The organism is Pseudomonas sp. GM74, from assembly GCF_000282455.1.
Classification (GTDB): domain Bacteria; phylum Pseudomonadota; class Gammaproteobacteria; order Pseudomonadales; family Pseudomonadaceae; genus Aquipseudomonas.
Genome location: NZ_AKJG01000064.1, coordinates 1 through 14,381 on the forward strand (window position 1 = coordinate 1; position 14,381 = coordinate 14,381).

The window sequence follows — 14,381 nt, forward strand, 5'->3', positions numbered from 1 at the left end:
CGGCTGGAACCCCCCGCCGATCGACCGCATGGCCAACCTCAACATCGAGCCGGGCGATCAGTCCATCGAGCAGTTGATCGGCGGCATCGAACACGGCGTGCTGATGTCGACCAACCGTTCATGGTCGATCGATGATGCGCGCAACAAATTCCAGTTCGGCTGCGAGTGGGGCCAACTGATCGAAAACGGAGAACTCAAGGGCGTGGTGAAGAATCCCAATTACAGGGGCATCTCCGCACAGTTCTGGAAAAGCCTCAGCGCTGTCGGCGATGCCAGTACCTTCAAGGTCCTCGGCACACCGAACTGCGGCAAGGGCGAACCGAACCAGGTGATCCGCGTCGGCCACGCGTCGCCGGCCTGCGTGTTCAGCAACGTTGATGTATTCGGAGGAGACGCCTGATGAATCCTTCAAAAAGCCAGGCCGAGTCGTTCAAGGCGTTGGTCAACAGCCTGCGTGCAGCGCTTCACGAGCCCGAGCAGTTCACCCTCAGCTACGCCGCCGAGTCGTCGGCCTTCGTGCGCTTCAACCACGCCAAGGTGCGCCAGGCCGGTCAGGTGCAGCAGGCGAGTATCGGCCTGAAACTGATCAACGAAGGCCGCCATGCCGACCTGAACATCACCCTGGCCGGCGATCCCCAGGTTGATCTGCAACGTTTGACCGAAGGCCTGCAACAGCTGCGGGAAACCTTGCCGCTGCTGCCTCAGGATCCTTACTTGCTGCTCAACTACAACGGCTGGCAGAGCAACAACGTGCAGTCGCATCCGCTGCCGGACACCGAACAGGTGGTAGAGCAAATCACCCAGGCCGCCGAAGGCCTGGATCTTGTCGGGTTCTACGCTGCCGGGCCGATCAGCCGTGGCTTTGCCAGTTCTTCGGGCGCCTTCGGCTGGCATCAGGCCAACAGTTTCAACTTCGACTTCAGCCTGTTCCACGAGAACGGCCAGGCCGTGAAAGCCAGCTACGCCGGGCACGACTGGAACAGCGAAGGCTTTGCCAGACGCTTCCAGCAAGCCCGCGAGCAGCTTGAATTTCTGGGCCGGCCGCTGCGCACTTTGCCGCCCGGCCAGTACCGCGCCTACCTGGCACCGGCGGCGCTGGAAGAAATCATGGGCATGCTGTGCTGGGGCGGTTTCTCGGCACAGTCGATTGCCAGCAAAAGCAGCCCGCTGCAAAAGCTCTACGGTGGCGATAGCGCGTTCAGCCCGCTGGTCTCGCTGGATGAAAAAGTCAGCGGGTCGCTGAGCCCGGCGTTTTCCGATGAGGGTTACCCGCGCAGCGATCTGGGGTTGATCGTCGACGGCAAGGCCGGGGCACGACTGGTCGGCTCGCGCAGTGCTGCCGAATACGGCTTGACCGCCAATGGCGCCAGCGGCGGTGAATCACCGAGCGCGTTGAACATGAAGGCCGGGGCATTGCCTGACGCAGACATCCTCAAGCAACTGGGCACGGGGCTGTACATCAGCAACCTGTGGTACCTGAACTTCTCGGATCAACCGGCCGCACGCCTGACCGGCATGACCCGGTTTGCCACATTCTGGGTCGAGAACGGAGAGATTCAGGCGCCGGTCAACACCATGCGTTTCGATGACAGCGCCTTCAGTCTGCTCGGTTCGCAACTGGAAGCGTTGACCGCAGAGCGGGAGTTATTGCTGTCGGCGAGTACCTACAGCCAGCGGGCGACGGCTTCGGCGTTGTTGCCGGGGGCGCTGGTCAGCCGATTGACCCTGACACTGTAAACACAATACCTGTGGGAGCGGGCTTGCCCGCGAAAGCGGTAGGTCAGTCGACCTTGATGTTGGATGTGACGACCTCTTCGCGGGCAAGCCCGCTCCCACAGGGTCCGGTTACCTGACCACCACAAGAGGTCCCATGCCCAACCGCCCGCCTCTCGACGCTGTGACCGCCCGCTGGATACCCTGGGTCGTCGCCATTGCCTTCTTCATGCAGTCCCTCGACGGGACTATCCTCAACACCGCCCTGCCCGCCATGGCCCGGGACCTGGCCGAAGATCCATTGCGCATGCAGGGCGTGATCATCGCCTACATGCTCACGGTCGCCTTGCTGATTCCTGCGTCCGGCTGGATCGCCGATCGCTTCGGCACCCGTAAAATTTTCTTCAGTGCGATTCTGCTGTTCAGCCTCGGCTCGCTGCTCTGCGCATTGTCGAGCAGCCTGAGCATGCTGATCGGGGCCCGGGTGATCCAGGGCCTGGGCGGCGCGTTGATGTTGCCGGTTGGGCGGTTGGTGGTGTTGCGCGCCTATCCGCGTTCGGAACTGGTGCGGATCATGGGCTTCATCACCATTCCCGGGCTGCTCGGCCCCTTGATCGGCCCGACGATGGGCGGCTGGATGGTGCAATACCTGACCTGGCACTGGATCTTTCTGATCAACCTGCCGGTGGGGCTGGTCGGTTGCTACGCTGTGTGGAAATTCATCCCGGACCTGCGCGGTTCCGAACGCACGCGCTTCGATAGCCTGGGCTTCGTGCTGTTCGGCGCGGCGATGATTCTGATCACCATCGCCATGGAAGGCCTGGGTGAATTGCACCTGCCGCACCTGCGGGTGATGCTGCTGCTGTTCGGTGGCATGGCGTGCCTGGCGGCATACTGGCTGCGTGCCGGGCATATCGAGAACCCGTTGTTCGCGCCGTCGCTGTTCAAGACCAGGACCTTTGCCGTGGGCATTCTCGGCAACCTGTTCGCACGCCTCGGCAGCGGCGCCCTGCCCTTTCTGGTGCCGTTGTTGCTGCAAGTGGCGCTGGGCTATTCGCCGTCCCAGGCCGGGATGAGCATGCTGCCGCTGGCGGCGGCGGCGATGATCGCCAAGTGGGTGGCGCGGCCGTTGATCGAACGCCTGGGTTACCGCATCGTGCTCACCGGCAACACCCTGGCGCTGGGGATCATGCTGGCGAGCATGGGCCTGGTCAGCGAACAGACGCCGTACTGGCTGCTGCTGTGCCTGCTGGCGATCCTTGGCGCGATCAACTCCTTGCAGTTCACCGCGATGAACACCGTGACCCTGATCGACCTCGACGATGCCAGCGCCAGCAGCGGCAACAGCCTGCTGTCGGTGGTCGCGCAATTGTCCCTGAGCCTGGGCGTTGCGTGCGCCGGCGCATTGCTCGGTGGCTTTACGGCGGAGATTGGTAATGATGGCGTGGAGACGGTGCTGGGCGCATTCCAGCTGACGTTTGTGACTGTCGGGATCATGGCCATGTTGGCTGCAACCATCTTCTCGCAACTTTCACCAAAGGATGGCCGACGGATGGCCAGCCGTGAGCACGATATCGAGCACTGACTTGTAGCAGCTGCCGAGGCACGAGGCTGCGTCGGGCTGCGTAGCGGCCCCCGGAGGGCGGTCCTGCGGACACGCAACGCAGCCTCGTGCCTCGGCAGCTGCTACGACTATTCGTCCAGAATTTGCAGGTGAAGAGCACGGGACTGGTACACTGCGCGACATTTTGTTTTGCAGGCCAGTCCCGTGACCACCATCGCCACCGAATTTAATACTTTGCCCCTGTCCGCCGCCATGCTGGCTAACCTCGACTCCCTCGGTTATGCCCAGATGACGCCGATCCAGGCGCAAAGCTTGCCGGTGATCCTCAAGGGGATGGACCTGATCGCCCAGGCCAAGACCGGCAGCGGCAAGACCGCCGCCTTCGGCATCGGCCTGCTGAACCCGATCAATCCGCGTTACTTCGGTTGCCAGGCGCTGATCCTGTGCCCGACCCGCGAGCTGGCTGATCAGGTCGCCAAGGAAATCCGTCGCCTGGCCCGTGCCGAAGACAACATCAAGGTCCTGACCCTGTGCGGCGGCGTGTCCCTCGGCCCGCAGATCGCTTCGCTGGAACACGGCGCGCACATCATCGTCGGCACCCCGGGGCGCATCCAGCAGCACCTGCGCAAGGGTTCGCTGGTACTCCACGGCCTGAACACCCTGATCCTCGACGAAGCCGACCGCATGCTCGACATGGGTTTCTACGATTCCATCGAAGAAATCATCATGCAGGCACCGGAGCGCCGCCAGACCCTTCTGTTCTCCGCCACCTACCCGGTAGGCATCAAGCAGTTGGCCTCGAAGTTCATGCGCAACCCGCAGCAGGTGAAGGCCGAGGCGTTCCACGACGACACGCAGATCGAGCAGCGCTTCTACGAGATTTCCCCGGATGACCGCATGAGCGCGGTGACCAAGGTACTTGGCCACTTCCGCCCGGCCTCCTGTGTGGCCTTCTGCTTCACCAAGCAGCAGGTTCAGGAAACCGTCGATCACCTGACCGCCAAAGGCATTTCCGCCGTCGGCCTGCACGGCGATCTGGAACAGCGTGACCGCGACCAGGTGCTGGCGATGTTCGCCAACCGCAGTACTTCGGTGCTGGTGGCGACAGACGTCGCCGCCCGCGGCCTCGACATCGACTCGCTGGACATGGTGATCAACGTCGAGCTGGCCCGTGATTCGGAAATCCACATTCACCGTGTCGGCCGTACTGGTCGCGCCGGAGAGAAAGGCCTGGCGATCAGCCTGGTGGCGCCGTCCGAAGCGCAGCGCGCCCAGGCTATCGAGCAATTGCAGAAGACACCATTGACCTGGGATCAGGTGGACAACCTCACTTCCAAGGGTGGTGGTCCGCTGTTGCCGCAGATGAGCACCCTGTGCATCGCTGCCGGCCGCAAGGACAAGGTTCGTCCAGGCGACATTCTTGGCGCACTGACCGGTGACGCCGGCATCCCCGGTGCCCAGGTCGGCAAGATCGCGATATTCGACTTCCAGGCCTATGTGGCCGTGGAGCGCGGCGTCGCCAAGCAGGCCTTGCAGCGTTTGAACGACGGCAAGATCAAGGGCCGTTCGTTGCGCGTTCGCATTTTGTAAACGATCTTCCAACCAACGAAGATCCCCTGTGGGAGCGGGCTTGCTCCGGGCGGCGTTCCGACGAATGCAATCTGTCAGTCGATCTATTTGGTGACTGATACACCGCTTTCGTCGGAACGCCGCCCGGAGCAAGCCCGCTCCCACAGTTTGTTTTGTGGTGAACACTGAGAGGACACCGTTTTGCGCTCTACCGAAGTCGTGATCATTGGCGCTGGCGCCGCAGGGTTGATGTGTGCACTGACTGCCGCCGGGCGCGGGCGCAAGGTGTTGTTGCTCGACCATGCCAACAAGGCCGGCAAGAAAATCCTGATGTCGGGCGGTGGCCGCTGCAATTTCACCAACATGTACACAGAACCGGGCAATTTCCTCTCGCAGAACGCGCACTTCTGCAAATCCGCCCTGGCCCGTTATACCCAGTGGGACTTCATCGGCATGGTGGCCAAGCACGGCGTGCCGTACCACGAGAAAAAACTCGGTCAGCTGTTCTGCGATAACAAATCCAGCGACATCCTCGAGATGCTGCTCAACGAGTGCGATCAGGTCGGCGTCAGCCTGCACCTGGACACCTCGATCCAGACCATCGAGAAACTCGAGCAGGGCTATTTGCTGGACACTACGCTCGGCCAAATCACCTGTGAATCCCTGGTGATCGCCACCGGCGGCCTGTCGATCCCGACCCTGGGCGCCACCGGTTTCGGCTACCAGGTGGCCAGGCAGTTCGGCCACGAGCTGCTGCCGACTCGCGCCGGCCTGGTGCCATTCACCATCACCGATCAGCTCAAGGCCTTGTGCACTGAGCTGTCCGGTACGTCGGTGGATTGCCTGGTGAGCTGCAACGACCAGAGCTTTCGCGAGAACATCCTCTTCACCCACCGCGGCCTCAGCGGCCCGGCGATTTTGCAGATCTCGTCGTTCTGGGAATCCGGCGATACCGTCGAGATCAACCTGCTGCCGGATCACGACGTACCGAGCTGGCTGCAACAGCAACAGGCCGAACGCCCCAACAGCGAGCTGAAAACCCTGCTCGGTGAAATCTTCACCAAGAAGATGGCCAACCTGCTGGCGGACAACTGGTTCGTCTCCAAACCGATGAAGCAGTACACCCACGCGGAACTGGCCGATATCGCGGAGAAACTGGCGAGCTGGAAAGTCGTGCCCGCCGGCACCGAAGGCTATCGCACCGCCGAAGTGACCCTGGGCGGCGTCAACACCAATGAAGTGTCGTCCAAGACCATGGAATCGCTGAAAAGCCCGGGGCTGTACTTTATCGGTGAAGTGCTGGACGTGACCGGGCATCTGGGCGGGTTCAACTTCCAGTGGGCGTGGGCTTCGGGCTACGCGGCTGCGCAGTACGTCTGATCCAGAAACCTACACAATCCCCCTGTGGGAGCGAGCTTGCTCGCGATGAGGCCCGCACATTCAAAATAGATGTTGTTTGACAGGCCGCCATCGCGAGCAAGCTCGCTCCCACAGGTTTCTCGGTCAGCCACAAAACTTGTGATCAACCCAGATCACCAATGCTCAAAGGAACAGATTTTGCTGCCTGATGTGATCGGCGCCATTGCGTCGGCGTCATTAGTGGCTCAATTTAGCGTCATTGCCTCGGAAGGCCTTCGCATTTCATGTCATCGACTTCGTTCCGCCAGTCTCTGCGTCGCCTTTGGGCGCTGGATAAATTCAGCTACAGCGTGCGGGTATTCATTGCCCTGACCGGCACCATGGCGCTGTGTTGGTATCAGGATGAAATGGGCCTGTTGATCCCGTTGTTCCTGGGGATTATCGCCAGTGCCCTGGCCGAGACCGACGACAGCTGGCAGGGCCGTCTCAACGCGCTGGCCGTGACGCTGGTGTGTTTCGCGGTTGCCGCCCTTTCCGTCGAACTGCTCTTTCCCTACCCCTCGCTGTTTATCATCGCCTTCGCCCTGGCCGCGTTCTGCCTGACCATGCTCGGCGCCTTGGGCGAGCGCTATGGTGCGATTGCCTCGGCGACGTTGATCCTGTCGGTCTACACCATGATCGGCGTGGACCAGCGTGGCGGTGCGGTCACCGATGTCTGGCACGAGCCGTTGCTGCTGGTGGCCGGCGCAGCCTGGTACGGCGTGCTCTCGGTGTTGTGGCAGGCGCTGTTTTCCAATCAGCCGGTGCAACAGAGCCTGGCACGCCTGTTCCGCGAGCTGGGCTTTTACCTGAAGCTCAAATCCTCGCTGTTCGAGCCGATCCGGCAGATGGACGTGGAGGCGCGGCGCCTGGAATTGGCCCAGCAGAACGGCCGGGTGGTGGCGGCATTGAATGCCGCCAAGGAGATCATCCTGCATCGGGTCGGCAACGGTCGCCCGGGGTCGAAAGTCAGCCGCTATCTGAAACTGTACTTCCTCGCCCAGGACATCCACGAACGCGCCAGTTCGTCGCACTACCCTTACAACGCCCTGGCCGATGCCTTCTTCCACAGCGACGTGCTGTTCCGCTGCCAACGCCTGCTGCGCCAGCAAGGCAAGGCCTGCCGGGCCCTGGCCGAATCGATCCAGATGCGCCAGCCGTTCACCTATGACGCCAGTTTCGCCGAAGCCCTGAGCGACCTCGATGCCTCCCTCGAACACCTGCGCATCCAGAGCAACCCGGCCTGGCGCGGCTTGCTGCGTTCACTGCGGGCACTGGCGGCCAACCTCGGTACTCTCGACCGCCTGCTCAGCGATGCCAGTAACCCCGACGCCCTGGCCGACGCCACCGACAGCAGCCTGCTCGACCGTTCGCCGCACAGCCTCAAGGACGTGTGGCTTCGCTTGCGCACGCAGCTGACGCCGACCTCGCTGCTGTTCCGCCATGCCCTGCGATTGCCCCTGGCCTTGAGCATCGGCTACGCCATGGTGCATTTGATTCACCCGTCCCAAGGCTACTGGATCATCCTCACCACGCTGTTCGTCTGCCAGCCGAACTACGGCGCCACCCGCCGCAAACTCGGTCAGCGGATCATCGGCACCGCCATCGGCCTGACTCTGGCCTGGGCGCTGTTCGACCTGTTCCCGAACCCGCTGATCCAGTCGTGTTTCGCCATTGCCGCCGGGGTGGTGTTCTTTACCAATCGCACCACCCGCTACACCCTGGCGACGGCCGCGATCACCCTGATGGTGCTGTTCTGCTTCAACCAGGTGGGTGACGGTTACGGGCTGTTCCTGCCACGGCTGTTCGATACCTTGCTCGGCAGCCTGATCGCCGGGCTGGCGGTGTTCCTGTTCCTCCCGGACTGGCAGGGCCGACGCCTGAACAAGGTGCTGGCCAACACCCTGGCCTGCAACAGCATTTACCTGCGCCAGATCATGCAGCAATACGCGGCGGGCAAAAGCGACGACCTGGCTTACCGCCTGGCTCGCCGCAACGCGCACAACGCCGACGCTGCGCTGTCGACCACGCTGGCCAACATGCTGATGGAGCCAGGGCATTTCCGGAAGGAAGCGGACGTGGGTTTCCGCTTCCTGGTGCTGTCACACACGCTGCTCAGCTACCTGTCGGGCCTTGGCGCGCACCGGGAAACCCAGCTGCCGGCGGACGTACGCGAGCACTTGATCGAAGGGGCCGGGGCGAAACTGGCCGCCAGCATCGACGCAATCGCCCAAGGGCTGGCGAGCAAGTGTTCGATCGAGATTCAGAGCGATGAAGAAGAGGCACTGGCCAATGAACTGGAACAGATGCCGGATGAAATCGATGAGGGTCAGCGGTTGGTGCAGACGCAACTGGCGCTGATCTGCCGGCAGTTGGGGCCGTTGAGGACATTGGCGGCGCATCTCATCAAGGACTCCAGTGAGGAATGAGATCTGTGTTGTCTGAGCGGGCCCCTTCGCGGGCAAGCCCGCTCCCACACTGGATTTACGTCGCTCACTGAACCCCTGTGGGAGCGGGCTTGCCCGCGAAGAGGCCATCAATAACAGCGCAGAACCCAGATCTGTCCACTCACATCCCGTGCTGTTTGATCAACTTTTCATAACTCCCGTCCACCTTCATCGCCGCGATCTCCCGGTCGAAACCGGCGACGATCCGCGCATGCTCGGGATTCTTCAGGCTGACCATGATATGCAGGCTGTTCTCGCTTAATGGCTTGGGCAGGAACTCCACGGCGTTTCGCACCTTGGGCGACTCACGGGCCAGGTAGTAGCGGGCGACGAATTCATCTTCCAGTGTCAGCTTGACCCGGTCGGCCGCGAGCATGCGCACCGCCATGGCGAAACTGTGCACGGGGATTTTCTGCAATGAGTCGTCGTTGTCGAACGGGGGCGAATAAGCGTATCCACGCACGATGGCAATCGGATATGTGTGCAATTGCTGCAGGGTGTTGAATTCGATGGGCGCGTCTTTGCGCTTGAGAAAGCGCACGCGATTGAGCAGGTACTCGCCGGAGAACTGGCCAAGCCTGGTCCGTTCCTCCGAGTACCAGGCGTTGACCAGCACGTCGTATCGGCCCTCGCCCAATCCCATCAAGGCCCGTGCCCAGGGCACTTGCTCGAATTCACTGGCATAGCCGGCCCTGGCGAGCGCGGTACTGACAATGTCCGTCGCCAGACCACCGTTGACGAGCGTGGCATCGGTAAAGGGTGGCCAGACATCAGCGACCAGCCGCAGCTTTTCCGCTGCCGCTCCCTGAACCAGCAACAGCAATCCAATCAAGGCAAAAGCTCGATGCATTCGCGGCATGCCAGAAATCCTTAGCGGGCGGGTTGCCCGACGTGTTTTCAGCCAAAACCCCAAAGCCCCTGTACCGGCGAGGCCCGGGTACTCAACATTAGCTCATCGAAGCCATAGCACAGCGCTTCGATCCAGATTACACAAAGAAGACATCCGCGCGAAAAATGAATGATGGCATTTTGGCCTTTGTCACAGATTCTCCCGCCATAAAGACTTCTGGCGTGAGTGCGCTTAGTATCGGAACGACGTTTTCAGGGAATCAAAACATGACAGTCGATTGGATCTGCAAACACCACAGTGACCTGGGCAAGGAGCAGCTGTACGCCATTTTGCAGTTGCGTGCGCAAGTGTTCGTCGTCGAGCAGCAATGCGCTTATCAAGACGTGGATGGCCAGGACCTGGAAGGTGACACTTGTCACTTGATGGCCTGGGACAGCAATCAACTGGCGGCCTATCTGCGGCTGCTCGACCCGGACCTGCAAGGCGGGGACGTAGTGATCGGTCGGGTGATCATTGCCCCACACGCACGAGGCGCCGGGCTTGGACATGCGTTGATGGAGCAGGCATTGAAGCAGATTGAAGAACGCTGGCCGCAAACGCCGATCTACCTCTCGGCCCAGACGCATTTGCAGGGGTATTACAGGCGGTACGGGTTTGTCGTGGCGGGTGAGGAGTTTGTCGAGGATGGCATTCCGCATATCGGAATGCGTCGTCCGTAAGGGCCTCTTCGCGAGCAAGCCCGCTCCCACACTGGAATGCGGTCCCGTGTGGGAGCGGGCTTGCTCGCGAAGGCGTCAGTCAAACCACTGAAAGATTTCAGGGATACTCCAGCACCGCCTTGATCTGCCGCAGATTACGCTCGATCCAACCGCGATCAATCGCCCCCCACTCGCGAATCCGATAGCGCCCCGCATGGTTGCGCGCACCTTCCTCCTGCTCGAACTCACAAATGATGTCCAGATCCGCCAGCGCCGCGATGGTGTCCTGTGCCGTGCGCCGGGGCATGCCGGTGACCTCGGTCAGCGTCGGGACGCTGCTGGCCAGCCCGCTGTCGATCAGGTACGCCACGTACAACCGGCGGTAGAAGCTGCTCTTGGTCTTGCTCACGTCCATCTGATGCTCCTTATAAGATCGCAGCCTGCGGCAGCGCCTACAGATCCCGCCACGTCAGGTACACCCGCACATCAAATTCCACCTGGTGATAACCCGGCAGCATGTGCTCGCACAGTTTGTAGAATGCCTTGTTGTGGTCCGATTCCTTGAAGTGCGCCAGCTCATGCACCACGATCATTTTCAGGAACTCGCAAGGCGCTTCCTTGAACAGCGAAGCGATGCGGATTTCTTTCTTGGACTTGAGCTTGCCACCCTGCACCCGGGAGATCGTGGTGTGCAGGCCAAGGGCACGGTGGGTCAGGTCCAGACGGTTGTCGAACAGCACCTTGTCGATGGCCGGGGCATTACGCAGGTATTCCTGCTTGAGGTCCAGGGCATAGGTGTACAGCGCCTTGTCGCTCTGCACACCGTGCTTTTGCGGATAACGCTGGCTCAGGTAATCGCCCAGCCGACCGTCGGCGATCAGCTGGCGCACCTGATCCTGCAGGGTAGCGGGATAAGCCTGGAGATATTTCAACGCGGTCATCGGGGCGGCATTACAGGTCACTAAAAGGTCGCCAGTGTAGCGAATTCAGCGAGCCAGCGCGCTCCAGTCAAACGGCTGGACAAAGGCCCCTGTGTCTTCGGCCATCATCGGCCGGGCTACCAGAAAACCTTGCACATACTCACAGCCATTGGCTTGCAGCCATTCATACTGCGCGACGGTCTCCACCCCTTCGGCAATCACCAGCATCCCGAACTGCTTGCACAGGTCAATCACACTGCGCACCAGCGCCGCATCCTTTGCCGACTCCGGGAGCCGGGCGATCAAATGACGGTCGATCTTGAGGGTATCCAGCGCCAGGTCGCGCAAGTGGCTCAGGGAACAAGGGCCGGCCCCGAAGTCATCCAATGCCACTCGTACGCCCAGACTGTGCAGCAGGCGCAATTGCTTGCGGGCTTCTTCGGGGTTTTGCGTCAAGGCCTCTTCCGTGACCTCGACTTCCAGATGATGCGGTTGCAGGCCATGGCGCTCCAGCACCTGGCGCAACTCGGTGACCAGATTGGGCAAGCCGAACTGCGTACTGCTCAAGCTGACGCCGAGTACCAGGTCCTCGGCAAACAGGGATTCCCAGGCTTTGCGTTGCCCGGCGCCGCGATGGTAGATCCAGCTGCCCAGGCGACTGATCAGCCGCGCTTCCTCCAGCAATGGCAAAAACAGCCCCGGAGGGACATCGCCAACGCTCGGATGCTGCCAGCGCAGCAAGGCCTCGAAGCCACGAATCCGCCCGTCGGCAATCGCAACCTGAGGCTGATACACCAGATTGAAATCGCGGTTCTCGATGGCCGTGCGCACACTTTCTTCCAGCATCAGCCGCGTGCGCGCCCGGCCGTTCATTTCGTGATCGTAGAAGCGATACTGCTGGCGGCCGGCACGCTTGGCTTCATACATGGCGATATCGGCCGCCCGAAGCATCCCGTCGAGATTGGCCCCACAATCCGGGAACGTGGCAATGCCGATGCTGGCACCCAGGGCGATATCGAGGCCGTCGATCTGCTGACAGATCGACACTCGCTCAATGAGCTTCTCGGCAATCTTCGCCGCCTGCTCGGGGAACTCCAGATCCAGCAGCGCGGTGAATTCGTCGCCGCCCATCCGCGCCAGGATGTCGAAGGGCCGCAGACAAGCCTTCAACTGTTCGGAAACCCAGCGCAGCACCCGATCGCCAGCATCGTGCCCGAGGGAATCATTGACTCGCTTGAAGCCGTCGAGATCCAGGTACATCAAGACCCAGGAACTGTCGGATCGCTCACCGCGCAGCAGCAGGTTCTCTACGGTCTGGTAGAAACCCCGGCGGTTGAGCAATCCGCTCAGCGGATCGGTGACCGCCTGAAATTCCAGTTGCTGATGCAGATGGCGCACCACCGACATGTCCAGCACGGTCACGACCATCGCGTGTTGCTCGGCGGGCAATGGCGCGCAGGACAAGGCCACCGGCACTTGCTGGCCGGGCGCGGTTCGCAGCTGGGCATCGTGCAGGCGCAGGGTTTCGCCGCGTTTGTATCCGGCAAGCAACTCGGAATCGGCCCAGATCGGGATATGCGGTTTTTGCAGGTAGTCCAGAAACTCCTTGCCTTGCAGTTCCTGCACAGGGGCATTGAGCAACCGTGAGATCGCCGGATTGGCAAATCGAATCAGACCGTCCTCCCCCAATACCAGAATGCCTTCGGCCGCGTTATCCAGCACCGACGCATTAAAGGCACGGGCGGCTTCCAGATCATGACTCAGGCGCTGCAGGGCCCGGCGGTTACGCTGGTGTTCAAGCAACGCCTGGACCTTGGGCGTAAAGACCTGTGGGTCGAACGGTTTGAACAGGTAATCCACCGCACCACTGGCATAGCCCTTGATCACGGCGTCCTGGGACTGTTCGTTGGCGGTCAGGAAAATGATCGGCGTCAGACGGGTCCGCTGGCTACCGCGCATCAGGCGCGCCACTTCATAACCGTCCATGCCCGGCATCTGCACGTCCAGCAGCACCAGGTCTATATCGTGTTCAAGCAATAAGCCGAGGGCCTCGAAGCCCGAGGTGGCAGTAATGACCCGCCAGCCCTGGCGCTGCAACAACGCGCGCATGCTGATCAGGTTTTCAGGGTAATCGTCGACGACTAAAAGGGTTGAGCCGCCTTCTACTGGCGTGGGTTGCGCGCATTCCATGCTGCTTCTCTAATTGCGGGGTGTCAGGCCGGTTTCTCGTGAAAACCGGACAAATACTGTGCCTTCACTCTAGACCCCGTTCTGCGAAAGCAGAAGGTGTCAGTGAGCCATCATTTAATCATTGTGTCTTTTTACCGACTAACGGTCGAATGCTCAGTCCGATGAAAACCGAAAAGATGGCATTTCGACAGGATGTTGACGTCAACCACCCGTCAGACGGGCATTAACAAAATCCCCCGCTACGCTTATAAAGGCCGCCCCAAAGGCGCGGTCTAGAGCTTCTGGCACGCCCGTGCAGCATGAACCCAGTGGAAGAACCGACATGATCGATCTCGCAACCTGGAACCTCAGCGTTCCCGTTGGCAGCCCGCCGTACACCGTCGAAACCGCCAAACTGGTGGATGGCTTCAAGGATCAATACTTCCATTCCGACACCGGCACATTGTTTTTCTGGACACCCGTGACCGGCTCCCGTACCGAAAACGCGATTTATCCGCGCACCGAATTGCGTGAAACCTACAGCAACGGCACGTTGAAAAACTGGTATTACCCGGAGGCCGACAATTTGTTGTATGCCACTCTGGCAGTAAATCAGGTGCCGAGTTCCGGGAAGATCGTCATCGGCCAGATCCATGCCTATCAAAGCCAGAAACCTCTGGTGAAGGTCGAATACCAATACAAAACCAGTACAGGCACCGGCAATATCGTCGCCAAGGTCCGTATGCATCCCTATGACGATACAGGCCGGGTGATCATCGTTGCGACAGGGGTGAAACTCGACCAGGAGTTCAACTACCTCATTCACCTCAGCCCCGGTGGCGCCTTGGGCATCAGCGCGGCAGGTTATCAATGGGATACGCAAATCAGCGAAACCTGGCGTGACAAACCGCTGTACTTCAAGGCCGGGGTCTATGTACAGGACAACACCGGGTACACCACTGAAGGCGGCAAAGTGACCTTCAGCAAGCTGGATATCGATCACAATCAATGATGTCGAGGCACCGTTGACCCTGTGGGAGCGGGCTTGCTCGC

12 protein-coding genes are annotated in these 14,381 nt (G+C 60.9%); 8 read left to right on the plus strand and 4 right to left on the minus strand.

Annotation, left to right across the window (positions count from 1 at the left end; translation table 11 throughout):
• The 6 genes from PMI34_RS13485 to yccS form a co-directional block, all read left to right on the plus strand.
• On the plus strand, nt 1–400 hold a 400-nt coding region (locus PMI34_RS13485; protein WP_008050230.1), incomplete at its 5' end, for a metallopeptidase TldD-related protein.
• Complete coding sequence (locus PMI34_RS13480; RefSeq protein WP_008050231.1) at nt 400–1,737, plus strand: TldD/PmbA family protein; 1,338 nt, start codon at nt 400–402, stop codon at nt 1,735–1,737. The genes PMI34_RS13485 and PMI34_RS13480, both read left to right, overlap by 1 nt.
• A 133-nt stretch (nt 1,738–1,870) precedes the next feature.
• Entirely contained in the window at nt 1,871–3,298 is a 1,428-nt protein-coding gene (mdtD, locus tag PMI34_RS13475) for a multidrug transporter subunit MdtD (protein ID WP_008050232.1), read from the plus strand.
• A 231-nt stretch (nt 3,299–3,529) separates the two neighbouring features.
• Nucleotides 3,530–4,867, plus strand: a complete 1,338-nt coding sequence (gene dbpA / locus PMI34_RS13470; protein WP_230853210.1) for an ATP-dependent RNA helicase DbpA — start codon at nt 3,530–3,532, stop codon at nt 4,865–4,867.
• Between the two features lie 180 nt (nt 4,868–5,047).
• Nucleotides 5,048–6,226, plus strand: coding sequence for an NAD(P)/FAD-dependent oxidoreductase (locus PMI34_RS13465; RefSeq protein WP_008050233.1), 1,179 nt, complete (start codon nt 5,048–5,050; stop codon nt 6,224–6,226).
• 263 nt (nt 6,227–6,489) lie between these two features.
• Nucleotides 6,490–8,673 carry a YccS family putative transporter gene (gene yccS / locus PMI34_RS13460; protein ID WP_008050234.1) on the plus strand — a complete coding sequence of 728 codons (2,184 nt, stop codon included), beginning with the start codon at nt 6,490–6,492 and terminating at the stop codon, nt 8,671–8,673.
• A gap of 139 nt (nt 8,674–8,812) precedes the next feature.
• On the opposite strand, the gene PMI34_RS13455 is transcribed toward yccS, so the two are convergent.
• Nucleotides 8,813–9,550 (minus strand): substrate-binding periplasmic protein, encoded by a 738-nt coding sequence (locus PMI34_RS13455; RefSeq protein ID WP_008050235.1) that lies wholly within the window; start codon nt 9,548–9,550, stop codon nt 8,813–8,815.
• A 257-nt stretch (nt 9,551–9,807) separates the two neighbouring features.
• On the opposite strand from PMI34_RS13455, the gene PMI34_RS13450 reads away from it, so the two are divergent.
• On the plus strand, nt 9,808–10,260 hold the full coding sequence (locus PMI34_RS13450; RefSeq protein WP_008050236.1) for a GNAT family N-acetyltransferase: 453 nt from the start codon (nt 9,808–9,810) through the stop codon (nt 10,258–10,260).
• 97 nt (nt 10,261–10,357) lie between these two features.
• Here the strand turns inward: PMI34_RS13450 and PMI34_RS13445 are convergent, their stop codons facing one another.
• From PMI34_RS13445 to PMI34_RS13435, 3 genes are read right to left on the minus strand one after another with little or no spacing between them, the layout of a single operon-like run.
• A complete protein-coding gene (locus PMI34_RS13445; RefSeq protein ID WP_008050237.1) occupies nt 10,358–10,654 on the minus strand; it encodes a winged helix-turn-helix domain-containing protein in 297 nt (98 codons plus the stop codon).
• A gap of 37 nt (nt 10,655–10,691) precedes the next feature.
• Entirely contained in the window at nt 10,692–11,180 is a 489-nt protein-coding gene (locus PMI34_RS13440) for a YgjP-like metallopeptidase domain-containing protein (RefSeq protein WP_008050239.1), read from the minus strand.
• A gap of 45 nt (nt 11,181–11,225) precedes the next feature.
• Nucleotides 11,226–13,349 carry a putative bifunctional diguanylate cyclase/phosphodiesterase gene (locus tag PMI34_RS13435; RefSeq protein ID WP_008050240.1) on the minus strand — a complete coding sequence of 708 codons (2,124 nt, stop codon included), beginning with the start codon at nt 13,347–13,349 and terminating at the stop codon, nt 11,226–11,228.
• A 322-nt stretch (nt 13,350–13,671) separates the two neighbouring features.
• Between PMI34_RS13435 and PMI34_RS13430 the strand changes: the two genes are divergently transcribed.
• Nucleotides 13,672–14,340, plus strand: coding sequence for a polysaccharide lyase family 7 protein (locus tag PMI34_RS13430; RefSeq protein ID WP_008050241.1), 669 nt, complete (start codon nt 13,672–13,674; stop codon nt 14,338–14,340).
• Nucleotides 14,341–14,381 lie beyond the last annotated feature (41 nt).